Raw genomic sequence first — 21,795 nt, 5'->3', positions numbered from 1 at the left:
GCGTGGCGAGCGCCGATCTGACATCGAAGCGGGAGAGCGGCACCCGTTCTGCGGAGGGCGGGTTCGCCGATGCGGCCCCGCACCCTCTGGTGAACCTGTTGCGGCGCTTGGCAGGGCGGGTCGTGGCTGTGGTGACGACGTTGCTCGGCCTTCTCTTCCTGACCTTTTCGATGGGCCGTCTGCTGCCTGCCGACCCGGTGCTCGCCATCACCGGGGCGGAGGTCAGCAAGGAGGTTTATGATCGCGTCTATCATGAGTTGGGACTCGGGCAACCCGTCTGGATGCAGTTCCTCGCCTATGTCGGGAAGATCGCGACAGGCGATCTCGGCACCTCGGCGACGACCGGCCAGCCGATCCTCACCGACCTCATGACGATCTTTCCCGCCACCATCGAGCTTGCGGTCATCGCCATGATCATCGGCGCCATCATCGGCGTTCCCCTGGGGATCACGGCTGCCGTCAGACGCGGAACTGTCATCGACCACGTCGCCCGCATCGTGGCCCTTGCCGGCCATTCCATTCCGATCTTCTGGACCGGGCTGATGGCGCTCTTCATCTTCTACGCCAAGCTCAAGCTCGTCGGCGCATCCGGCCGCATCGACGTCTTCTACGAAGGCCTCGTCACGCCCATGACCGGCTTTCTCCTGATCGACGCAGCGCTGCAGCAGCAATGGGACGTGTTTCACAACGCTCTCGGCCACATCATCCTGCCGGCGGCGATCCTCGGCTATTATTCCGTCGCCTATATCAGCCGCATGTCGCGCAGCTTCATGCTGGAGCAGCTCAGCCAGGAATACATCATCACTGCGCGGGCAAAGGGGCTCGGCACCCGCAAGGTTGTCTGGCGCCATGCCTTCAAGAACATCCGCGTGCAGCTTTTGACGATCATGGCGCTGACCTTCGGCGGGCTGCTCGAAGGGGCGGTGCTGATCGAAACGGTTTTCGGATGGCCGGGGCTCGGCCAGTACCTGACCCGAGGGCTGCAGATGAACGACATGAATGTCGTCATGGGCTCTGTGCTGACGATCGGCGCCGTCTTCCTGACGATCAATATCCTGTCGGACTTCCTCTATCGCATTCTTGATCCGAGGACACGGTGACGCCATGACGATTTCCTCTGAGCACGCAGACAGCGTTGACACCGGCGGCTTTCGCAAATGGCTGCTCGCGCCGGAGCCTCGAGGCTGGTTTCAATCGTCCGCGCAGCAAATCCATCAGGGCTGGCTGAAATTCAGCCTGCACCCGCTTGGCCTCGCCGGACTCGCCATCATCGTGCTGCTGATCGTGGTGGCGACGGCCGCCCCCCTGCTGACGAGCTACGATCCGATCGTCCAGGACATGGCCGGGCGGCTTGCCGCCCCATCGGCAAGCCATTGGCTCGGCACCGACAATTTCGGCCGCGATGTGTTCTCCCGGGTGATCTATGGCGCCCGCACGACGCTCTACATCATCATGCTCGTCACGATCATCGTCGCCCCGCTCGGCCTGCTGATCGGCACCGTCTCAGGTTATTTCGGCGGCATCATCGATGAAATCCTGATGCGCGTCACCGACATCTTCCTGTCTTTCCCCGGGCTGGTGCTGGCGCTCGGTTTTGCCGCAGCGCTCGGACCGGGCATCACCAACGCAATCGTCGCAATTTCGCTGACGGCCTGGCCGCCGATCGCGCGCCTCGCGCGGGCCGAAACGCTCAGCCTTCGCAAGGCGGACTATATCGCCGCCGTGCGCCTGCAGGGCGCGAGCTCAATCGCAATCATCACCCGCCACATCCTGCCGATGTGCATTCCCTCGGTGATCGTCCGCGTCACCCTCAATATGGCCGGCATCATCATCACCGCCGCTGGTCTCGGCTTCCTCGGCCTCGGTGCCCAGCCGCCATGGCCGGAATGGGGCTCGATGGCCGCGAGCGGCCGTGAGTTCATGCTCGACAGCCCCTGGGTCATCGCCGCACCCGGCATTGCCATTGCGCTGGTCAGCCTCGCCTTCAACCTCGTCGGCGATGCGCTCCGTGATGTGCTTGATCCCCGAGGTTCAGAATGACCGAGCCCTTGATCGATATTCAAAACCTCGAAATCGCCTTCGGCGGTGGACAGGTGCGGGCCGTGCGCGGCGTCAGCTTCGCGCTCGGACAGGAAAAACTCGGGATCGTCGGTGAATCCGGATCGGGAAAATCCACTGTCGGGCGGGCGATCATGAAGCTCTTACCGCCGACCGCGATCGTCAATGCCGAGCGGATGCGCTTTCGCGACGTGGATCTGCTCAAGGCAAACGAGAAAACGATGATGACGATCAGGGGGCGGCGGATCGGGCTCATCCTGCAGGACCCGAAATATTCGCTCAATCCTGTCATGCGGATCGGCGAACAGATCGCCGAAACCTATCGTTTACATCATCCCAAGGCGAGCACCAAGCAGACCTCCCGCCAAGCGCTCGATATGCTCGAAGCCGTCCAGATTCGCGATCCCGAGCGCGTGGCCCGCCTTTATCCGCACGAAATCTCCGGCGGGATGGGCCAGCGCGCGATGATCGCCATGATGCTGATCGCCGAACCCGAAGTGCTGATCGCCGACGAGCCGACGTCGGCACTCGACGTGACGGTAAGGCTCGAAATCCTGGCGCTGCTGGACGAGCTCGTGCTACGCCGCAATCTCGGCCTGATCTTCATCAGTCACGACCTCAATCTGATCAGGAATTTCTGCGATCGCGTCCTCATCATGTATGCGGGGCGGGTCGTCGAAGTGCTCGAGGCGCGCGATCTCGACAAGGCCAGACACCCCTATACGCAAGGGCTTCTCGCATCCCTGCCGACGATCGAGAATCCCCCTGCCCGGCTGCCGATCCTCAAGCGCGATCCGGCCTGGCTCGACGAACCCGTATTGGAGGCGCCGCGGTGATCAAGATCGACAATCTCACGATCCGTTTCGGGCATGGCCAGCGACCCGTCGTCAGAGACATCAGCCTCGCCATCGAGAGCGGCACGGCCTTCGGCCTGGTCGGCGAGTCCGGCTGCGGAAAATCCACCGTGCTAAGGGCGCTTTCCGGCCTCAACGCCAATTATGACGGCCGGATCTCGCTCCAGGGCGAGACGCTGGACCGGCAGCGTAGCCGGCCGTTCTTCCGCCGGGTGCAGATGGTGTTCCAGGACCCCTACGGGTCGCTCCACCCGCGCAAAACCATCCGCTCGCAGCTGAAAGAGCCGCTGCGCAACCAGGGACTGGATACGAATTCCGTCGACGTGAATGCCGTCCTGAGATCGGTCGGCCTCGATCCGGCGCTGAGCTACCGATTTCCGCACCAGCTGTCCGGCGGACAGCGGCAGCGTGTGGCGATCGCCCGCGCCCTGATGCTGGACCCGGATGTTCTGCTTCTCGACGAACCGACATCTGCGCTCGACGTGTCGGTTCAGGCCGAAATCCTCAATCTCCTTCAGGATTTGCGTCGGGAACGCGGCCTCACCTATCTGCTCGTCAGCCATGATCTCGCCGTCGTCTCCCATATGTGCAGCCGCGTCGCCATCATGGAAGCCGGCGAGATCGTCGAACAGGTCGATATCGCAGCCCTGCGCAGAGGCGCGGTCGAGCATCCCTATTCGCAACGCCTGCTGCGGGCGAGCCAGATGTATGGAAAGGCGTAAATTCTCGATCGATGCGCGGCGGCTCGACGTCGTCGCAGGCCCGCCGTCCTCAGGATCGTCACTGGCGGATCAGAGACTCCCAATCCAGCACTATCCGCTCGATCTGGAGTACAGGCCAAGCTCGTCTCTCATAGCAAATCCGCAACGCTGATAGAACTCCGACAGCGCCCCACCTCGCTGCGAGATCAGCCAGACGCTATTACACCCTTCAGCTTTGGCTGTTTCAAACATTGCAGAAAGCAGAGCAGTGCCTATTCCCATACCCTGTGCGTCGGGTTGCACTGAAAGCTCGTCCAAGTAAATCACCGGGCCGGTGTGGCGCCGCTGTCGTACGCCCAGCGCAATCCCGAGCACCTTGCCTTCATCAACCGCCGCCAGCGCAACCGATCTAGGGGTTTCAAGCACATAGGTCACATTTTCCGCAGCCGCCTCAAGGGACCAGCTCTCGTTCCACGGCGGCAGGGCATAGGCTCTTACCAATACGTCGGCCGCGCCGCTGACGTGTTTTTCAACCAGACGTTCGATCCGAAATGACATGAACTTGTCTCACGCTACGTGAGGTGACATTTGCCGAGCGCGGTTGGTTTCGCAATGGTGTGTTGCCTGCATCCGCAGATTTTTTCCGAGCTTATCCCCAAAATGGCTAGGCGCCAGGCAGGCCGAGCCAGTCCTCCCGGCTGAGCCCGCCATTGAAAGTCCCTATTTCCAACTTGTGTAATCGTCAGCGACGCAACCAAACGGCGCACGATCCTGACCGAACCGCTTCTTGAGCTGCTGGCATCCCCACTCGTTCAACGGCGCCGGCATGAGATTGTTGATATCCATGCCAGGCGATTGAAATTGTGTCGTGGAGCTCGTGACGTACCAAAGCCAGAAGCCGACCACACCGACGAGGATCAGAAGCAACACACCGAAGAAAATCTGCAGCCGCTTCCAGATCGATACCGCCTTTTTGGGCTCTTCGACCAAGACCGTCGCATTCCGATCGCCTTCTTGCTGAGACGCGAGAGATGCAAGAGCGGCGGCACGCTCATCATCCGTAAGCTCGACGCGCTGCAGACGATCGTCCAGAAGCACCGGAAGAGCAGTATTGCCGTGCCTGACAGCCAGTCCGATCGCTTTGCCCTTGGCTTCACCGACGATGAGCGGCTCTTCTCCATTCTTCATGCGCGTGTAAGCCGATCGCCCCGTTTTGTCGGCGGCGATCTTGTCATTATAGGTGATGGAAAGGACGCCGCGTTTGCGGTCGAATGCGGTCACCTCGACCGGGACAGGGGTCAGCATGGCAGGCCGGCGCAGTTGGCCCTTGACCCGCCAAATGCGGATACCGAGAAAAATCATACCCAGGCTCATGCCGCCAAGCAGGATGACAAACACAGTCAGCGTGATGATCCGGTTCCAGAGCATATCCAGACCTAGGCTCATCGTCGCGAGTTCCGGATGATCGGCTGATATCACAAGGCCGGTTTCGTAGTCGCCGGTATGGAAATCGACGAACATGACCTCGACCTCGGTGTCGTAGTCCCGTCCGCCGTAATTGTAGACAAGGCGTGCTTCGCAATCCGTGAAGATGGCTTTGCGCGTCGTGCATCGCCCGTTTTGCACATCGCCGTTTTCGAGCACCAAGGGGTTCTGGCTGATCTGGTAATCGCGGATCACGCCTGGCGCTTCCGAAACGAAGAGAAAGATAGCCAGTGCCAGGATGATAGGCGTTGACCAGAAGTAAGCATTTGGCGTGGAGATGACGTTGCGCGCCAACGAAAGCGGGCGACTAGGAAGAACAAGCGAAGACAATGGCGTCGACCCCTTATGTGACAGCGCAGCGCGCTGGTAAAGCTTCAGACAGCCGATGATGAACGAGCGGCGTTGATGCGATTGCGACCGGCTTCACACAATCCCATTGTGTGATACCGATCTACAGCCTGAGGCGGGCGATCGGCAATCCCTTTCAGCGCGCGTGGGTAGCATTGGTATGTTGATCCCTTCGCGCACCGCGAGCGAGTCGGTGAGTTGCGCCCGGATATCGATGATTCGTGTCCTCGGCGCCGCGCTCGCATTTGCTTAGCAGGTGAGCTCTACAGCCGATTGGCGCGCAACAAGGTGTCTCGCGACAGATATCCCGCAAGCGTCCCATCGGCTGACCTGACATGCAGGCCCGGCATCTCACCGGACAGGATGAGCGCCAAGGCATCGTGAACCGTGGCGTCAGCGGCGATCTCGGCATCACCGTTGGACGGTTCCGGCGCGGTCATGATCGTCGATACGGCAATCAAGCTGAGCCTCTTTATGGCTCGGTCGGGGCCGAGGAAACTCTCGACGAATTCGTTGACGGGACGCGCAAGGATTTCCTGCGGGCTATCATATTGAAGGAGGCGGCCATCCCGCATGATCGCAATGCGATCGCCCATCTTGATAGCCTCATCGAGGTCATGCGTGACGATGACGACGGTTTTCTTCACCTTCCTCAAAATATCGCGGAATTCGTCCTGAAGCCGGACGCGGGTGATCGGATCGATCGCGCCGAACGGTTCGTCCATCAGCATGATTGCTGGGTCGGCTGCGAGTGCACGCGCGAAACCGACGCGCTGGCGCTGCCCGCCTGACAATTCATGCGGCAGGCGCTGCCGCATGATGGCCGGATCAAGACCGACGAGATCCAGGAGTTCGTCGACGCGGCGATCGCTGCGCGCCTTTTCCCAACCGAGAAGCCGCGGGACGGTCGCGACATTGCGTGCGATCGACATATGCGGAAACAGACCGACCTGCTGGATGACATAGCCGATGCTGCGGCGCAGCTCCTTCTGGTCGACCCGGGCGATATCCCTGCCGTCGACCAGCACACGTCCCGTCGTCGGGGTCTCCAACTGATTGATCATCCGCATGGTCGTGGTTTTGCCGCAGCCCGAAGGACCGATCAGGGCAACCGTCGTACCAATATCGATCAGGAGATCGAGGTTGTCGACCGCATGCTGGCCACTTCCGTCGTAGTTCTTGGTCACATGATCGAGATGAATCATCCTGATATCCGCTTTCGGCCGCTCAGCGCCGTTGAGTGAAGAGGCGCTCCAGGGCGCCGAAGGCCAATTCCGCGAAGATTGCGAGCAGGGCAATCGGCACCGCTCCGACAAGAAGGCGCGGCATGTTCATGATCGCAATGCCGGCATTGATGAAATCGCCAAGCCCGCCGCCGCCGATGAAGGAGGCCAGCGCCGCCCCGCCGATGACCTGGATGGCGCTCGTCCTGACGCCCGACAGAATCGCGGGAACGGCCAGGGGAAGTTCGATCTCCCACAGCATCTGTCCGGCGCTCATGCCCATTCCATCCGCCGCATCGATCACCGAGGCGTCGATCTCGCGGATGCCGATGATCGTGTTCAACAATAACGGCGGCACGGCCAGGACGATGAGGGCGATCACCGACGGCAGCAATCCGATGCCGAGAAAAGGCATCGTCGCCGACAGGATCGCCAGGCTCGGGATGGAGCGCAGGGCGCCGGCAATATTGACCACCGCAAAGGCGGCGCGCGGCGCCCGGGCGACGACGAATCCGAGCGGCACGGCGATGACGAAGGCGATGCCGAGCGAGAGGGCGCACATCAGAAGATGGCGATTGAACGCGTTGAAGAAGGTGCCGGAATTGTTGAAGATCCAGCTGAATGCATCGATCACGATCATGCCGGCTTCCCCCCGCTGCGCCGGCGCAGCAGCTTTTCGAAGGAGGCAAAACAGTAGTCGGCAAAGAGCGCCAGACATGACGTCAGCAGCCCGCCGGCGATGATCTTTTCGGGAAAGCGCTGGTCGATGCCTTCGAAAATGATGACGCCGAGCCCGCCGGCATTGATATAGGCGGCAACGGTGGCGATGCCGATGACCGTCACCATGGCGATGCGGATGCCGCCGACGATATAGGGCATGGCCAGCGGCAGTTCTACTTCCCAGATCCGCCGTGCCGTGCCGTAGCCCATGCCATCAGCAGCTTCCAATATGTCACGCGGAATAGCCTGAAATCCCATGCCGATATTGCGGATCAGGATCATCAGCGAGTAGGCGGCAAGACCGGTTATGGCGGGCGCCGCCCCGATGCCCATGATGGGGATCAGAAGCGCAAACAGCGCCAGGCTCGGCACGGCGAACAGGATGCCGGTGAAGATGACGATGGCCGCAAAACTCCGCGGCCGCCTCGCCGCCCATATCCCGACGATCAGCGAGATCACCAGGGCGATGCCGACCGAGGAAAAAACGAGATAGAGGTGCTCCAACAGCGCGTCGAAGAGCCGGTCGAGATGTTTGGGGACCCATTTCATCGTCGAGACCTCCGCATCCGAGCGCTCGTTCGGCTGTCTACCATGTGATCCCCAATCTGCGATCGGCGTCGTCGGCTCTTAGCGGCAGACTATCGTAGGCCGGGGGAACGACCGTCGAAAATCGCCGGAGGCCGAGCCGTTCCAAAACCGCCGCTCCCTCAGGCGTTTCATGCAACGTCACGAGGCTTTGCTGTAATGCTGTGGCGATGTCCGCAGGCAAGGTTTGCGCGGCAACCAATAGCGGCGCGGGAAGCGGATCGGTCGTCGCCAGAATACGAAGACCATCGATCGCATCGGTTTCGTGCATCGACAACAATTGGAAGGCGTAAGCATCGATCGCACCCGCATCGATCCTGCCGTCCTTGAGGGCGGCGACGATGCCTGACGGGTTGAGCAGCGGCCCGACCGTCATGCTCTGCTTCACTTTCCCGGCAAACCGGTCGGCAAGAAAAGAACGCGCCGCGTGGTAGCCCGATTGGGAATCGCGCACGGTCCAGCCCCAGCGGGCCACAGCGAGATCCGCTACCTCGTTCACCGCCCCGGTGGAGGCGACGAGAATGTGGCTGGCATAGAGCGGCTGGTCCAAAGACCATGCCTCGCTCGAAACGGGTGCAGCAAGGGCAGTCGGCCTGGCGCCCTCGGGCATACGCGAAAACGGATAGCCGCACATAAAGACCAGCCCCATGTCCGGCCTCGCCCATAGCTCCGACAGCGGCGCCGGTGCTGCATGAGCGATGATCTCGAGCTCAATGCCGGACTGCACGCTGACCAGCGCAAACAACGCATCCCACAGGCCGCGAATGCGCGGACTGAGATTATACATTCTCGAACAGGCGATCGGCTTGGACATCACCATGGCAACTATGCGAACCGCAGCCGCTGGCCGATGTTCATCTCTCTTGCCTTATCGACCATGGCGGCGCCGAGCGCCACGTCGGTGGTGCTGAGGCCGCGGTGCCAGAACAGGATCGTCTCCTCGTCACTTTCGCGGCCGGGCTTCATGCCGCAGACGATCTGGCCGATTTCGGCATGCAGGTTCTCGGCCGTCACCTTGCGCTCGTCGACGTGACGGCGAAGCGCTCCGAACGGCTTGCCGGGGCCGCATTGTCCCCAATCGTCGACGACGACCTTGTCCATGATGTCGGTGAGATCGAATTCAAGCGCGCTCATCGTGCCATAGGGCACGACGAAGGCGCCCTTCTTCACCCATTCCGTCTTGAACAGCGGCGCCGGTTCCGGCAGGCGGCTCGCCTCGACCATGATGTCGGCGCCCTTGAGGCAATCCTCCCAATTGTCGGTGACGATGATCTTCTTGCCGAGATCCGCCTCAAGACGCTTGGCGAAGGCATCCCGACTTTCCGGCCGGCGCGAATGCACGCGGATTTCCTCGAAGTCGAAGAGATGGTCGAGAAGCCGGACATTCCAGTAAGAGGTTCCGCGCGCACCGATATGGCCGAGAATCTTGCTGTCCTTGCGGGCGAGATATTTTGCGCCAAGAGCGGTGACGGCCCCGGTGCGCATGTCGGTGATGGCAGTTGCGTCGATGATGGCCTTCGGCACGCCGGTGTTCGGGTCGAACAGGTTGAGGACCGCAAGCTCCGAAGGCAGATCGACCTTGTAGTTGTCGACGAAGTCGCCGACGACTTTGACGCCGGCATAATTCAGCGCTTTGACGTAGCCGCGAAGCACGTTGAAATGGCCTTTGTCGGAGCTCTCCGGCACAAGATGAACACGCGGCTCGATGACGGTTTCACCCCTGCCCTGCGCATCCAGCGCCTTCGACACCGCATCGAGAATCTCGTCATTCGTCAGCGCCAGCGCCTTGGCATCGAGGGCGTTGAGATAATCGATCCAGATTTCCTGCATTTCCCGCTTCTCCATATTCCTGCCCGGCTGCTGACCGGACGGATTTTCGAACAAAAACCCTTAAATGGATCGCCGCGCCAGACCGCAGCCGGATTGATATCCGGCCGCGGAGGCATGACAATCATTTCGGCAGGAGGCCGTTTTCCTTGAGGAAATCGACCGCCACATCCTTGGCTTCCTCGTGATCGGTTTCGACCTTGGCATTGAGGACCCGCATCTTTTCGTTGTCGAGATGGGAGCCGACCGCTTCGAGCAGTTCGGCAACCTTCGGGTTGGCCTTCAGCACGTCCTGGCGGACAACAGGCGCCACGTAGTAGGGCGGAAACAGACCCTTGTCGTCTGCCAGCGGCACGAGATTCTTCGAGCCGATCTGCCAGTCGGTCGCCGCACCATTGGCAACGTCGATATCCTTTTGTTCCAGCGCGTCGTAACGAAGACCAAGCTTGGCGAACTGCTTGAACTCCTTGAACTCGGCGTCGTAGACGCGCTTCAGGCCGGGCAGGCCGTCGGCGCGATCCGGAAATTCGGCGCCGCCGCCGAAGACCAGTGTCTTGGAGACCTTGGCGAGATCCGACAGGCTCTTCAGATTGTTGGCCTGCGCCGTTTCTTGCCGGACGACGATGACATAGCCGTTATTGATCCCGCTCGGCTTCAGCCATGTGAGATTGAACTGCTTGGCGTAGAAGTCCTTGACCTGCGTATAGACCTTGTCGGCGTCGGTCGACATCTCGCCCTTGACGACGGATGCGAGCGCCGTGCCGGTATATTCCGGATAAAGATCGATCTCGCCGGCCACCAATGCCTGGTGCGCAATCAGCGTGCCGCCGAGGTTGATCTTGCGCTCGACGGTGAAGCCGGCATTTTCCAGAACGGCTGAATACATTTCAGCGAGGATGAACTGCTCGGTGAAATTCTTGCTGCCGACCTTGATGGTCTCTGCGGATGCAGACTGGAACATGGCGGTTGCCATGATGCCGGCTGCAAGGATGCCCTTTGTCCAATTTTTCATAGTCATTCCCTCTTGTTGACTTTTCAATGAACGAACCGGCGGCGTTCCCCGGAATAGCCGTCGGCATGACCGGTCGGCGCCCTGCCCTTCTTGGTGGGGCAGTGGCGAACCGGGCTTACTGCGGGCCAAGCCCGATCAATGCGGCGATCGTCGCAAAATCCGGCCCTTGCGCGCGATCCTCATCAAGCGCCGGGACGTGGTTGCGGACGAAAGCATAGGCCTCAGCCGATCCCTTGCCCAATTCGCCTGAGACGCCGCGCAGCTCGACGGCCTGCGCCGAGGCAATCAGTTCAATTGCAACGAGATAACGCAGGCGCTCGACGATCGCCTGCGTCTTTGCCAAAACGCTCGGCGCCATCGACGCTTGGTCTTCGACGCCATCGGCGACGGGAAAGGGCGAGAGCGAAACCGGCATGGCGAGATGGCGGATTTCGGCTTCCATGGCCGAGACGGTCTTTTGCACGGTCGCAAAACCGGTCCGGCTCTGGCCCATCGGGGTCAGGAAGCGCGGGAGGTCGGACATGCCGGGCGACATGATCTTCATGATCCGATAGGCGGTGCCTGCCGCACAATGCGCCATCGCCTGCCCCAGCCTTTCCCAGGCGAGCACAAAAGCGGTCATGTCGAAATTGCCGTGTGCAAGAATGACGCCTTCGGAGGCGATGACGACAGGATTGTCGCTGGAGCTGACGAGATCTATCTCCGTCGCCTGCCTTGCCTCATCGATCGCATGCCTCATCGCGCCCCAGACCTGCGGCGTGCAGCGGTAGCTCAAAGGATCCTGGAGACGTCTTGCGGCATCGGCCGCAAGCAAGGAGCTTCCCGAAAGCAGTTCCATCAGTTGAGCGGCGACACGGCGCTGCCCAAAGGCCGGTCTGGCAGCGAGAGCGCGATCGTCGAAGACGCTGACATTGGCCCGGAACGCTTCGAAATTAACGGCAATCGCCTTCAGGGACCAATCGAAGAGCCGCTCGATATCCTCAAGCGCCAGGCAGGCAAGGCCGATGGAGAGACTGTTGGCCACGACAAGCGCATGCCCGTCCTTCGGCGCCAATTCGAGTTGTTTCAGGCCGGCCCTTTCGAGGGCGATGGCGGCCGGCAGCACTTCGCCGCCAAGCTCGATCTCGCCGAAGCCGAGAAGCGCCCGGCTCATATGGGCAAGCGGAGCCAAATCCGCCGCACCGATCGAGCCCAATGACGGGACGACCGGATGGATATCTGCATTGATGGCGGCGATCAGACCACGAAACACGTTCAGCGAAATGCCGGAGCCGCCCGCCGCCATGCCGGCAGCCCTGACGGCCATCATCGCCCGCACGGATTCCTGGGCAAGCGGCTTTCCGACGCCGACCGCGCGGGCTTGCGGCACACGCATCTGAAACGCCACCAGATCTTCCGTTGCAAGTCGTGTATCGACCCCCGCTCCCAGTCCTGTCGTCAGGCCATAAACCGGCAGCTCCTTTTCCGTATAGCGATCGACGACGGCGCGCGCCGCCGTAATCCGGGCCTCGACCTCGGCGGAGATTTCGATCCTGGCGTGACGACGGGCAATTGCTGCGATGTCCTCGATCGTCGGCGGCGACGCGCTGAAGGTGATCGATGGAGAATGGGTGGCGCTCACTGTTTCTCTCCGAGAATGGCGACGGGCTTCGAGGGACCCTTGGTGGACCGTGCTTCCAGCCGATATTGCGCGCCCGGATAGTATAACAGCGCACAGGTCACGACGGCCTCGCCCGACCAGGTCCTTCGAAAGACGCGCAGGCAAGGGTGATCATTCTTCAGGCCAAGATATTTGCGGATCGTCGTGTCCGGTTTGACGGCCTGGACGATATGTTCGAACGCCGTTATCGGCGCAACCTTCGTCAGATATTCGTTCGGCGTCATGCTGCTGAAATCGGTCGACAGATAGTCGGGCGCGACCAGCGGATTGACGTAGCGCTCCTCGACCTGAATGGGCTGGTCGTTTTCCAGGTGCACGATCAGCGAGTGCATCACCTCAGCGCCGAGCGTCAGTTCGAGCGCGTCGGCAACGTTGGCATCCGCCTTCATCGAGCCGGCCTGAACGACCGCCGCCTTATGCGTGTGACCCCGCTCCAGTATTTCGTCGGCTATGTTGCGGATTTGAAGCAGATCGACGTCGAGGTGCTTTGGCGACACGAAGGTTCCGATCCCGGCGGATCGCTTGAGGACACCCTCGAACATCAATTCCCGCAGCGCGCGGTTCGCCGTCATGCGGCTGACGCCAAATGCCGCCACCAGTTCGCTTTCAGAGGATACCCGGTCTCCCGGCTGCAGCTTGCCTTCGGCGATGTCGGCCAGGATCTGCTCCTTGATCCTGATATAATGGCGCGCCTCGCCGGCGGCTGGTTTGACCGCTTTCGTCATGACAGCCTCGCCATGCCATTGTCGAGGATGGTCACACCCCGTGACGCAACGATCCCCCTGAAGCGAATCTCGGCGTCGTTGCGCCACATCTGCAGGGTGATCGTTTCTCCGGGAAAGATCGGCGCGCTGAACCGCGCCGCGATCGCCCGCAAGCCGATCTTCATGCCTGGATCGATGGCGGCGATGATGGCGTAGCCCGCATAACCGAAGCTGCACAGCCCATGTAGGATCGGCCGATCGAAGCCGCTTCGGCCGGCTGCCTGTGGATCCGCATGCAGCGGATTGAGATCGCCGTTCAGGCGATAAAGCAGCGCGGCGTTGTCAGGGAGGTCGACATTGAATTCGAAGTCCGGCTCGTCGTCCGGGACTTTGGACAGAGGTTCAGGCGCCGTTCCCGCCGAACCGCATCCACCGTCACCGCGGCAGGCGTTCGTCTGGACGATCGTCGCGATCGGCTCATCACCTTCCACGGTTGCGATCATGCGCTCGAAGCTGACGAACATGCCTTTCTCAAGGCCGCGATCGACCACCGACAAGACGCGCGACCGGGAGATCAGCGGCACATCGAGAGGGACTGGCCGGTGGATGGTCAGGCGATGTTCGGAATGCACGAGACGCGCCCAGTAGACACCCGTCTGCTGCATCCACGGGCCTGGATGCGCCACGACATTGGCAAGGGTCGGCGCGGTCACGAGATCGCGTTCATAGACATAGTTCAATAGGTTTTCGTCGAGCGGGTTGGTGCCGTAGCCGACAGACAGGGCGTAGAGGATGGCATCTCTTGCAGTAACCACATGCGTCGCCTGCGGCACCGGGAAATCGAGGATGGATTGGGCCGACAGTGTCACGATGCGGCTCCGCCGGATGCCACGGGTTTGCGAACGCCACCCGACAGGCGGATGCCGCCGTCGACGGAAAGCAATTCGCCAGTGACGAAGTCTGCCCCCTGAACAAGCCAGACAATGGCGCCGGCAACGTCTTCCGGTGTCGCGACCCGGCCGAGCGGCGCGGTTTCCGAAAATCGCTTGGCAATGGCGCCATAGGCATCCGGCCCGAGCGTGTCGCGCATCCAGCGCGTATCGATGATGCCGGGGCAAACCGCGTTCACCCGGATATCGGGACCGCAGGTGCGCGCTAGCGCCAGGGTCAACGCATTGAGCGCACCCTTGGAGGCCGTATAGGCAAGCGAACTGCCGCCGCCGGTAAAGGCAACGTTGGATGAGACATTGACGATCGCACCGCCGCCGCTGTCCCGCATCGCAGGCACCGCCGCCCGGCACATCTGATAGGCGCCGATGACATTGACGCCGAAAACACTCTGAAAATCTTCGGCCGACAATGTCTCCAGATCGAAAGGATCCGATTTGACCGTCGTTGCGGCATTGTTCACCAGGGCGTCGAGGCGCCCCCACCGGTTGACGGCCGTCGCGACCATCCGGCGGCAGGCCGCATCGTCGGCAACGTCGGCCTGGACGATCTCGACCTCCGCGCCCAGGCTGCGGCAGATATCGGCCGTTTCATCGGCCTCTTTGTTGCTGCTGTTGTAATTGACGACCACCCGGGCACCGCTCTCGGCGAACTGCTTCACGCATGCGGCCCCGACGCCTGTTGCCGAGCCCGTGACGATGATGACGGCTCCATCGATTTTCATGGGGCAAAGTCCTTCATGGCGTGGGTGGAAAACAGGCGCGCGTCCATCTGTTTCAGCTGGTCCGACACCGCGACGCCCTTCGGCAGGCGGTCGAGAACATGGGAGGCGAGATCGATGCCGGGGGCAAACTCCGTCAGCATCAGGCATCCCTCGATCACTCGAAAGACCGCCCGCTCGGTGACGACGAGCTGCGACTGCCCTTCCGGCGCAAAGGCCGGGCTCGAACTGATCTGGTCGACATGGTCGACGATCTTGCAAACTCTGCCGTCCCGGATGATGTCGAGCCTGCCGTCGGCAACCGCAATTTCCGCGCCGCCGGCCGAAAATGCGCCGAGATAGACAACACGCCCCGCCGTCTGCGAAATATTGGTGAAGCCGCCGACCCCAACGATGGAATTGTTGAAGCGGCTGACATTGACCGCACCGTGCCTATCCACCTCGGCCATGCCGAGAAAGGCGATATCGAGGCCGCCGCCGTCGTAAAAGTCGAACTGCGAAGCCTGTGGGACGATGGCGGTCGGATTGACGGCAGCGCCGAAGGACAGTTCCTCGGCCGGCACGCCGCCGATCACGCCGGATTCGATCGTCACCGTATAATCGTCGAATCCCTCTTCGCTGGCGATCCGACCGATCCCGGCGGCAATGCCGATGCCGAGGTTGATCGTCGGGCGATGGAGCGGCGCCAACTCCAGGAAGGCACGGCGCTGAATTATCTTATCGGCCGACAGCGGCGCCGGGTGCAGGCGGCTCACCGCCATCCGGACGCGCCCGGTATAGGCGATATTGTCTGTCTCGGCGAAACTGACGCCGTGCTGGGCCGGATTTTCGCAGACGACGACATAATCGACCAGCGCCGCCGGGATGCGAACATCGCCCGGCGGCAGCGAGCCGCGCTCGGCAATCCGCTTGACCTGCACGATGACGACACCGCCGGAATTTCGGCCTGCCTGCGCCATGGCGAGCACGTCGAGCGGAAAGGCTTCGTCCTCGAGGGTGACGTTGCCGTCTTCGTCGGCCGTCGTACCGCGCAAAAGCACGCAGTCGAGCGGCATCGAGGGATAAAGCAGCCATTCCTTGCCGCGCAACGACACGCGCTCGACAAGCGCTCGCGGCGTCGTCGCATTCATGCGGCCGCCGCCATGCAGCGGGTCCATGAAAGAACCGAGCCCGATATGGGTGATCACCCCAGGCTGACCGGCGGCAATCGCCCGATAGAGCTGGGCGATGACGCCTTGCGGCCAACAATGCGCTTCGATCTTTTCCTCGATCGCCAGCCTGCCAAGGCGCGGCGTTCCCCGCCATCCCCCGGCGATCACGCGGGCGACGAGGCCCTCATAGCCGAAATGCCCCATGCCGCGCGTCTGACGATCGCCCGTGCTGGCAGCAAACAGAAGTGTCAGCTTGCGCGGTTTTCCAGTGGCGAGGAAACGCTCCTCCACCGCGGCCGTGATGGCCTCGGGATGGCAGCATCCTCCAAAACCCGAGGCAGCGACCGTCATCCCGTCTTCGAGGAGATCCGCAGCTTGCTGTGAAGAGATGACCCGCATGACGATCTTTGCTTCTCCGCCCTGTATATACAGGCTAGCCGCTGATCGTTTGGAAGGCAACGGGAATTTTTGCAAGTATTTTGGGCACACCACCCCGTCTCAGACGATATTCAGCAGGCCGATCAAGCAAAGCCCAAGCACCGCCAGAGCTAGCAGCGACAGCGCCGCCGCGACGAGGACCCGACCGCCGGTATGGGCGATGGATCTGACATCGACGGAGAGGCCCAACGCGGCCATGGCAGTAACGGTGAAGGCGGCTGATACAGCCGACATCGCGGGCAGCAGCGGCGCCGGGATCGCGTCGAGCGAACGAAGCGTCGCCATGGCCGCAAAACCGAGGATGAACCATGGCAGAACATGGCGGAGATTGATTGCGGCGCCGCCGGGACGGCGACCATGAACTGCGCCGAGCACAAGAATGACGGGGCCGAGCATCATCACGCGGATTAACTTGACGAGCGTGCCCACCTGGGTGCTGACGGCGCCGGCGGAGGCCGTCGCCGCCAATACCTGCGGCACGGCATAGGCTGTCAGCCCTGCGAAAACGCCATATTGTACGGCGCTGAGACCCAGGAACAGATGCAGAAGCGGCAAAGTCAGCACCGCACCAACGCCGAGCAGCGCGGTAAAGGCTATCGAGGCGGCGATATCGTCCGGTTTGGCGCCGATCACAGGTGCTGCCGCGGCGATCGCAGAATTGCCGCAGATCGAGTTGCCGCAAGCAACCAAGGTCGCCAGGCTGGTCGACAGCCCGAAGAGCCGGCCAAGCAGAAAGCTGCCGGCCAAGGACAGCGCAACCAGGACGGCAATTCCACCGACAAGCGGCAGTCCGGCCTGCCGGATGGCGGCCGTGCTGAGCGAGGCGCCCAGCAACACGACGGCAATCTCGAGAAGCGTCTTGGCGGCGAAGTGAATGCCGGGAGTGAAGGTCTGCGGCAGGCGGACCGAGGAGCGCATGGCAATGCCGATCAGAATGGCCAGCACGAGGCTCTCGATCCAGTGCGCGCCGAAAATCATCAGCTGCAACTGCTCAACCAACTGCGCAATGAGCGTGACCGCCACACAAAGGACAAGTCCCGGCAGGACGGCAGGAAGCGACGGGGAACGGGAGGCGGAAACGAGCATCGGCAAGACCTTGCGGAATGCTTCACTGTCCCATACTCAATTGTCGACTTCCATTGAATAGTTTAATATAGTTCATTCGGTAAAATCGAACGATTGCATCATGACTTTCGAACAGCTCTCCATTTTCGTTGCGGTTGCGGAACGCGAGCACCTGACCAATGCCGCCGCGGCGATCGGCCTCACGCCGTCGGCCGTCAGTTCGGCCATCCGCAATCTCGAGGCCTCCTATGGCGTCGAGCTTTTTCACCGTGTCGGACGCCGCATAGAGCTGACATATGAAGGGCGGGTGTTTCTGGGGGAGGCACGAGCCACACTCGCGCGCGCAAAAGCCGCAGCACTCGTCTTGTCCGATCTCGGCGGCTTGCAAAAGGGTGAGCTCGTTGTTTTTGCCAGCCAGACGATCGCAAGCTATTGGCTGCCGGCGATGCTGATGCGTTTCAAGGTCCGCTACCCGGGCATCGACCTCAAGCTGATGATCGGCAACACGACCACGGCGGCGAAAGCGGTTCTCGATGGATTGGCGGAAGTCGGATTCGTCGAGGGCAGCGTTGACGAACCGGCGCTGAATATTCGGCCGCTCGCCGAGGACGAACTCCTTATCGTCGTCGGTCCGCGCCATCCCTGGGCGCGTGGCAAACCGATCGCCCCGGCGGAGCTGGTTTCGGGCACGAAATGGGTCATGCGGGAAAAAGGGTCCGGAACCCGGTCGGCTTTCGAGGCGGCGATTTCCAATCTCGGCATCGGCCCCGCAGATCTGACAGTCGCGCTTGAGCTGCCGTCGAATGAAGCCGTCATATCGGCAGCAAGAGAAGGCCTCTGCGCAACGGTCGTTTCCGGCGCCGTGGCCGCGCCGCTCTTGACGCAGGGTCTGCTGGTTAAGGCGCGCTTCCCTTTGCCGTCCCGCCAATTTGCAATCCTGCGGCACAAACAGAGGCACTCCAGTCGTGCCTCGTTGGCGCTGGAAACGATTTGCCGCGAGGACAAAGCTGCCGAGGTCCAAAATCGGGATGACTGGGCGCTTTAGATCGAAAGCGGTTCGGCCGAACCCCCTGTTATTACGCCGATTCCCGGCAAAACCGCTTCGCGCTTCGCCTGGGAAAACCGCGTTAAGCCTCTGATACAATGCTTTCCGCGGCCTTTTCGGCAATCATGATTACTGGCGAGTTGGTATTGCCCGAGACGATCGTCGGCATGATCGAGGCATCGACCACCCGCAGTCTCGCAAGACCATGCACCCGCAATTGCGGATCGACAACCGCCATGGTGTCGCTGCCCATCTTGCAGGTGCCGACCGGATGGAAAATCGTTGTGGCGATATCGCCGACCCGACGGATCAGGTCCTCGTCACTCTGATATTCCGTGCCCGGCAGCATCTCCTGCGGCCGGTAATTGCGAATGGCATCGGCCTCCATCAGCCGGCGGGCATGCCGGATCGATTTCGTCGCAACCATCCGGTCGCCGGCTGTCGAAAGATAGTTCGGGCGGATTTCCGGCGCCATGCAAAGGTCCGGGCCGCCAACATGCACGCTCCCCCGGCTTTCCGGCCGCAGATTGCAGACGGAGACGGTGACAGCGGGATATTTATGCAGCGGCTCGCCGAGCCGGTCTGTGCTCAAGGGCTGCACGTGATATTCGAGATCGGCGGTCGCAACAGCCGGATCGCTCTTGGCAAAGATACCGAGCTGGCTCGGCGCCATCGACAGCGGACCGGACCGGCGCAGCATATATTCAAGCCCCATACCCGCTCGGCTGAACAAGTTGTGATAGAGCTGGTTCAGCGTCTTTGCGCCCTCGATGCGGAAGACCGTACGGATCTGCAAATGGTCCTGCAGGTTTTCGCCGACACCCCGAAGTTCGTGGGCGACGTCCAGTCCGGCAGCGGACAACACATCCGGGCGACCGACGCCGGAAAGCTCGAGGATTTTCGGCGAATTGATCGCACCGGCAGACAGGATGACCTCGCGATCGGCGCGAGCCAGATGTTTCTGCCCGTTCAGCCGGAACCGCACGCCGGTCACCATCCTGCCGTCGAATTCCAGCCGCTCGGTTTCGGCGCGGGTCAGCACGCGCAGATTGGGCCGCTTCATCGCCGGGCGCAGAAAGGCCTTTGTCGTGTTCCAGCGCAGGCCGCCGCGCTGATTGACCTCGAAATAGCCGGAGCCCTCATTGTCGCCATCGTTGAAATCGTCGGTTTTTGGAATGCCGAGCTCCTCGGCCGCATCGCGAAAGGCATCGAGGATCGGCCAGGAAAGCCGTTGCTTTTCCACCCGCCATTCGCCGCCTGCCCCGTGCATCAGCGACTTCCCGCGATAATTGTCCTCGGATTTCAGGAAATAGGGCAGCACGTCATCCCAGCCCCAGCCGGAATTGCCGGCTTGCCGCCAGCCGTCATAATCGGCCGCTTGGCCGCGCATATAGATCATGCCGTTGATCGACGAGCAGCCGCCCAGCACTTTTCCACGCGGATAAGGCAGTGACCTGCCGTTCAGTCCGGCTTCCGCCGCCGTCTTCATCATCCAATCGGTGCGCGGATTGCCCATGCAATAGAGATAGCCGATCGGCACATGCACCCAGTGATATCGGTCGCTGCCGCCGGCTTCGAGCAGCAGGACGCGAGTTTTCGGATCGTGCGACAGCCGGTTGGCCAGAACGCATCCCGCCGATCCCGCGCCGACGATGATGTAGTCGTAGCTTCCCGCATCGATGGCCCCATCATTCACCCGCATGTTCATGCCGCCGCTCCCGCTGCCAGCGGAACCGCCGTCAGACGCCGCCAGAGCGGTGCCATTGCCTCGGCGATATCCTGATAGAGAGCGTAGCGCCGCGCATAATGTGCCTCAAGCGAGACATCCGGACGATAATGCCGCTCGGTCCGGACCATGGCCGCAGCACCGGCGCCGAAGTCTGCGAAGACACCGACGCCGGTTCCGGCTGCAATCGCCGCTCCCAGCGCACCGGTTTCACGCGAGCGGGCAACGCTGACCGGAACGCCGAGCACATCGGCAAAGATCTGAGGCCAGATCAGGCTGCGCGAGCCGCCGCCGGACAGCACGGCTTCGTTGAAGACCGCGCCGGCCTTTCGGATCGCCTCGATGTGCTGGCGATGACCGAAGGCGACGCCCTCAAGAAGCGCGCGAACGAGATGCCCCTTGGTGTGCCAACCGGCAAGACCGTAGAAGCCGGCGCGTGCATGGCCATCCTGCTGGGCGCCGTAGAGATACGGATGGTAAAGCGGGTCGTCTGCAGCGGGTTCGATCGCCTCGGCCAGCGCGCAGCAGGCATCGAAGGGCGAAACGTCTTCCGCATGCTCGCCTTCGAAAAACTCCCGCACCAGCCATTCGAGATTGGCAGCCGAGGTGGCGCTGTTCTCCATCGCCATGTAGCGGCTGCGATCGAAGGTCGACGACATGAACACCGGCCCGTCGAGGTCGGGGCCATCGATGATGACCTGGTTGATACTCCAGGTGCCGGCGATGATCGAGGCGCTGCCGGTGCGTGAAACGCCCGAGCCGAGCGCCGAGGCGACGACGTCGAACAGCCCGCCGACCACAGGAGTACCGGCGGCGAGCCCGGTTTGCGTCGCCACTTCTTCCGTTACCGTGCCGGCAATGTCGGCGCTTTCGATGAGCGGCGGCAAGAGGTCCATGCAATCTCCCAGTCCATAGGCCTCCATCAGCGCCTTGTCGTAGCGGCGCGCGGCAAGATCCAGCAGACCGGCACCCGACATATCGGACACCTCGCTGACGCGGCGGCCGGTCAGGCGGTTGACGACGAAATCCTTGGAGAAGAACACCGTACCGATGCGGTTGAACAGATCCGGCCGGTGACGCTTGAGCCAGGCAAGCAATGTCGGCGTCTGGGATGGCCACGGACGCTGGCGGGCAATCGGATAGGTCCGGTCACCAATGCCGGCCTCTCGCCATTCATCGACCAGGCCGGCGGCCCGCGTGTCGAGCGACTGGATGCCGAGCAGCGGAGCGCCGTCACGATCAAGCGCATAGAGACCGTTGCCATGCCCGGCGCAACCGATCGCGGCGATTTCCTCCGGCTGGATCTCCGCCTTTTCGATGCAGGCGCGGATGACCTGCCGTGCATTCGTCCAGAGTTCGTCCAGCCCTCGCTCGACATGCCCCGGGCTCGGCATGCGGCTGTGCCCTTCTTCGGACGCAGCCGCGATCTCGTTGCCGCTCAGGTCGAAAATCACCGCCTTGATGACGGTGTTTCCGGCGTCGAGCCCCAAAAGATAGTTTCCCATGCTGAACCCCTCCCAAGGT

Annotated in this window: 21 protein-coding genes; 5 read left to right on the top strand and 16 right to left on the bottom strand. The window is 61.9% G+C overall.

What is annotated here, in order from left to right:
- Positions 1 to 2 precede the first annotated feature (2 nt).
- Genes NE851_RS35095 through NE851_RS35080 form a run of 4 tightly spaced genes read left to right on the top strand, consistent with a single transcriptional unit; the run spans position 3 to position 3,634 of the window.
- The gene (locus NE851_RS35095) at positions 3 to 1,100 is read left to right on the top strand and encodes an ABC transporter permease (RefSeq protein WP_127431094.1); all 1,098 of its coding nucleotides are present in this window, start codon (positions 3 to 5) and stop codon (positions 1,098 to 1,100) included.
- Between the two features lie 4 nt (positions 1,101 to 1,104).
- Complete coding sequence (locus tag NE851_RS35090) at positions 1,105 to 2,040, top strand: ABC transporter permease (RefSeq protein ID WP_127431093.1); 936 nt, start codon at positions 1,105 to 1,107, stop codon at positions 2,038 to 2,040.
- Positions 2,037 to 2,894: an ABC transporter ATP-binding protein gene (locus NE851_RS35085; RefSeq protein ID WP_127431092.1), complete on the top strand. Its 858-nt coding sequence runs from the start codon at positions 2,037 to 2,039 to the stop codon at positions 2,892 to 2,894. The genes NE851_RS35090 and NE851_RS35085 overlap by 4 nt, the downstream gene beginning before the upstream one ends.
- Complete coding sequence (locus NE851_RS35080; protein WP_063473737.1) at positions 2,891 to 3,634, top strand: ABC transporter ATP-binding protein; 744 nt, start codon at positions 2,891 to 2,893, stop codon at positions 3,632 to 3,634. Before NE851_RS35085 ends, NE851_RS35080 begins: the two co-directional genes overlap by 4 nt.
- Positions 3,635 to 3,724: 90 nt before the next feature.
- Here the strand turns inward: NE851_RS35080 and NE851_RS35075 are convergent, their stop codons facing one another.
- From NE851_RS35075 to NE851_RS35010, 14 genes are all read right to left on the bottom strand, one after another.
- Positions 3,725 to 4,171 carry a GNAT family N-acetyltransferase gene (locus tag NE851_RS35075; RefSeq protein ID WP_127431091.1) on the bottom strand — a complete coding sequence of 149 codons (447 nt, stop codon included), beginning with the start codon at positions 4,169 to 4,171 and terminating at the stop codon, positions 3,725 to 3,727.
- Positions 4,172 to 4,333: 162 nt separating this feature from the next.
- The gene (locus NE851_RS35070) at positions 4,334 to 5,428 is read right to left on the bottom strand and encodes a hypothetical protein (protein ID WP_254962557.1); all 1,095 of its coding nucleotides are present in this window, start codon (positions 5,426 to 5,428) and stop codon (positions 4,334 to 4,336) included.
- A gap of 281 nt (positions 5,429 to 5,709) precedes the next feature.
- Positions 5,710 to 6,651 carry an ABC transporter ATP-binding protein gene (locus NE851_RS35065; RefSeq protein WP_254962555.1) on the bottom strand — a complete coding sequence of 314 codons (942 nt, stop codon included), beginning with the start codon at positions 6,649 to 6,651 and terminating at the stop codon, positions 5,710 to 5,712.
- Positions 6,652 to 6,673: 22 nt separating this feature from the next.
- On the bottom strand, positions 6,674 to 7,309 hold the full coding sequence (locus tag NE851_RS35060) for an ABC transporter permease (protein ID WP_047619135.1): 636 nt from the start codon (positions 7,307 to 7,309) through the stop codon (positions 6,674 to 6,676).
- Entirely contained in the window at positions 7,306 to 7,938 is a 633-nt protein-coding gene (locus NE851_RS35055; protein ID WP_097543774.1) for an ABC transporter permease, read from the bottom strand. The genes NE851_RS35060 and NE851_RS35055 overlap by 4 nt, the downstream gene beginning before the upstream one ends.
- A gap of 37 nt (positions 7,939 to 7,975) precedes the next feature.
- The gene (locus tag NE851_RS35050; RefSeq protein ID WP_097543773.1) at positions 7,976 to 8,794 is read right to left on the bottom strand and encodes a phosphate/phosphite/phosphonate ABC transporter substrate-binding protein; all 819 of its coding nucleotides are present in this window, start codon (positions 8,792 to 8,794) and stop codon (positions 7,976 to 7,978) included.
- A gap of 5 nt (positions 8,795 to 8,799) precedes the next feature.
- The gene (locus NE851_RS35045; protein WP_097543772.1) at positions 8,800 to 9,804 is read right to left on the bottom strand and encodes an ornithine cyclodeaminase family protein; all 1,005 of its coding nucleotides are present in this window, start codon (positions 9,802 to 9,804) and stop codon (positions 8,800 to 8,802) included.
- 121 nt (positions 9,805 to 9,925) lie between these two features.
- Positions 9,926 to 10,813: a glycine betaine ABC transporter substrate-binding protein gene (locus NE851_RS35040; RefSeq protein ID WP_097543771.1), complete on the bottom strand. Its 888-nt coding sequence runs from the start codon at positions 10,811 to 10,813 to the stop codon at positions 9,926 to 9,928.
- Positions 10,814 to 10,928: 115 nt separating this feature from the next.
- The gene (locus tag NE851_RS35035; protein ID WP_097543770.1) at positions 10,929 to 12,434 is read right to left on the bottom strand and encodes an HAL/PAL/TAL family ammonia-lyase; all 1,506 of its coding nucleotides are present in this window, start codon (positions 12,432 to 12,434) and stop codon (positions 10,929 to 10,931) included.
- Positions 12,431 to 13,198 (bottom strand): histidine utilization transcriptional repressor HutC, encoded by a 768-nt coding sequence (gene hutC / locus NE851_RS35030; protein WP_097543769.1) that lies wholly within the window; start codon positions 13,196 to 13,198, stop codon positions 12,431 to 12,433. Before hutC ends, NE851_RS35035 begins: the two co-directional genes overlap by 4 nt.
- Positions 13,195 to 14,046: a MaoC family dehydratase gene (locus NE851_RS35025; RefSeq protein WP_127431090.1), complete on the bottom strand. Its 852-nt coding sequence runs from the start codon at positions 14,044 to 14,046 to the stop codon at positions 13,195 to 13,197. The genes hutC and NE851_RS35025 overlap by 4 nt, the downstream gene beginning before the upstream one ends.
- A complete protein-coding gene (locus NE851_RS35020; RefSeq protein WP_097543767.1) occupies positions 14,043 to 14,849 on the bottom strand; it encodes an SDR family NAD(P)-dependent oxidoreductase in 807 nt (268 codons plus the stop codon). The genes NE851_RS35025 and NE851_RS35020 overlap by 4 nt, the downstream gene beginning before the upstream one ends.
- Positions 14,846 to 16,396: an acyl CoA:acetate/3-ketoacid CoA transferase gene (locus NE851_RS35015; protein WP_097543766.1), complete on the bottom strand. Its 1,551-nt coding sequence runs from the start codon at positions 16,394 to 16,396 to the stop codon at positions 14,846 to 14,848. The genes NE851_RS35020 and NE851_RS35015 overlap by 4 nt, the downstream gene beginning before the upstream one ends.
- Before the next feature lie 99 nt (positions 16,397 to 16,495).
- Positions 16,496 to 17,521: a YeiH family protein gene (locus tag NE851_RS35010; RefSeq protein ID WP_063473749.1), complete on the bottom strand. Its 1,026-nt coding sequence runs from the start codon at positions 17,519 to 17,521 to the stop codon at positions 16,496 to 16,498.
- 100 nt (positions 17,522 to 17,621) lie between these two features.
- On the opposite strand from NE851_RS35010, the gene NE851_RS35005 reads away from it, so the two are divergent.
- Complete coding sequence (locus NE851_RS35005; RefSeq protein ID WP_097543765.1) at positions 17,622 to 18,545, top strand: LysR family transcriptional regulator; 924 nt, start codon at positions 17,622 to 17,624, stop codon at positions 18,543 to 18,545.
- An 82-nt stretch (positions 18,546 to 18,627) separates the two neighbouring features.
- Here NE851_RS35005 and NE851_RS35000 read toward each other — a convergent pair whose 3' ends face one another.
- Positions 18,628 to 20,253, bottom strand: coding sequence for a GMC family oxidoreductase (locus NE851_RS35000; RefSeq protein ID WP_164735951.1), 1,626 nt, complete (start codon positions 20,251 to 20,253; stop codon positions 18,628 to 18,630).
- Entirely contained in the window at positions 20,250 to 21,776 is a 1,527-nt protein-coding gene (locus NE851_RS34995) for an FGGY-family carbohydrate kinase (protein ID WP_097543764.1), read from the bottom strand. The genes NE851_RS35000 and NE851_RS34995 overlap by 4 nt, the downstream gene beginning before the upstream one ends.
- Positions 21,777 to 21,795: the final 19 nt, after the last annotated feature.

The organism is Rhizobium anhuiense bv. trifolii, from assembly GCF_024346605.1.
Classification (GTDB): Bacteria; Pseudomonadota; Alphaproteobacteria; order Rhizobiales; family Rhizobiaceae; genus Rhizobium; species Rhizobium anhuiense.
The sequence above is the reverse complement of the archived record's forward strand: the minus strand, read 5'-3'. Positions and strand labels throughout refer to the sequence as shown.

What these genes read in the sequence shown, in the direction of transcription:
- NE851_RS35085 (WP_127431092.1), top strand. Translation starts at nt 2,037, where the DNA reads ATGACCGAGCCCTTGATCGATATTCAAAACCTCGAAATCGCCTTCGGC.
- NE851_RS35060 (WP_047619135.1), bottom strand. Translation starts at nt 7,309, where the DNA reads ATGATCGTGATCGATGCATTCAGCTGGATCTTCAACAATTCCGGCACC.
- NE851_RS35020 (WP_097543767.1), bottom strand. Translation starts at nt 14,849, where the DNA reads ATGAAAATCGATGGAGCCGTCATCATCGTCACGGGCTCGGCAACAGGC.
- hutC (WP_097543769.1), bottom strand. Translation starts at nt 13,198, where the DNA reads ATGACGAAAGCGGTCAAACCAGCCGCCGGCGAGGCGCGCCATTATATC.
- NE851_RS35000 (WP_164735951.1), bottom strand. Translation starts at nt 20,253, where the DNA reads ATGAACATGCGGGTGAATGATGGGGCCATCGATGCGGGAAGCTACGAC.
- NE851_RS34995 (WP_097543764.1), bottom strand. Translation starts at nt 21,776, where the DNA reads ATGGGAAACTATCTTTTGGGGCTCGACGCCGGAAACACCGTCATCAAG.
- NE851_RS35045 (WP_097543772.1), bottom strand. Translation starts at nt 9,804, where the DNA reads ATGCAGGAAATCTGGATCGATTATCTCAACGCCCTCGATGCCAAGGCG.
- NE851_RS35005 (WP_097543765.1), top strand. Translation starts at nt 17,622, where the DNA reads ATGACTTTCGAACAGCTCTCCATTTTCGTTGCGGTTGCGGAACGCGAG.
- NE851_RS35040 (WP_097543771.1), bottom strand. Translation starts at nt 10,813, where the DNA reads ATGAAAAATTGGACAAAGGGCATCCTTGCAGCCGGCATCATGGCAACC.
- NE851_RS35050 (WP_097543773.1), bottom strand. Translation starts at nt 8,794, where the DNA reads ATGGTGATGTCCAAGCCGATCGCCTGTTCGAGAATGTATAATCTCAGT.
- NE851_RS35090 (WP_127431093.1), top strand. Translation starts at nt 1,105, where the DNA reads ATGACGATTTCCTCTGAGCACGCAGACAGCGTTGACACCGGCGGCTTT.
- NE851_RS35065 (WP_254962555.1), bottom strand. Translation starts at nt 6,651, where the DNA reads ATGATTCATCTCGATCATGTGACCAAGAACTACGACGGAAGTGGCCAG.
- NE851_RS35015 (WP_097543766.1), bottom strand. Translation starts at nt 16,396, where the DNA reads ATGCGGGTCATCTCTTCACAGCAAGCTGCGGATCTCCTCGAAGACGGG.
- NE851_RS35010 (WP_063473749.1), bottom strand. Translation starts at nt 17,521, where the DNA reads ATGCTCGTTTCCGCCTCCCGTTCCCCGTCGCTTCCTGCCGTCCTGCCG.
- NE851_RS35075 (WP_127431091.1), bottom strand. Translation starts at nt 4,171, where the DNA reads ATGTCATTTCGGATCGAACGTCTGGTTGAAAAACACGTCAGCGGCGCG.
- NE851_RS35055 (WP_097543774.1), bottom strand. Translation starts at nt 7,938, where the DNA reads ATGAAATGGGTCCCCAAACATCTCGACCGGCTCTTCGACGCGCTGTTG.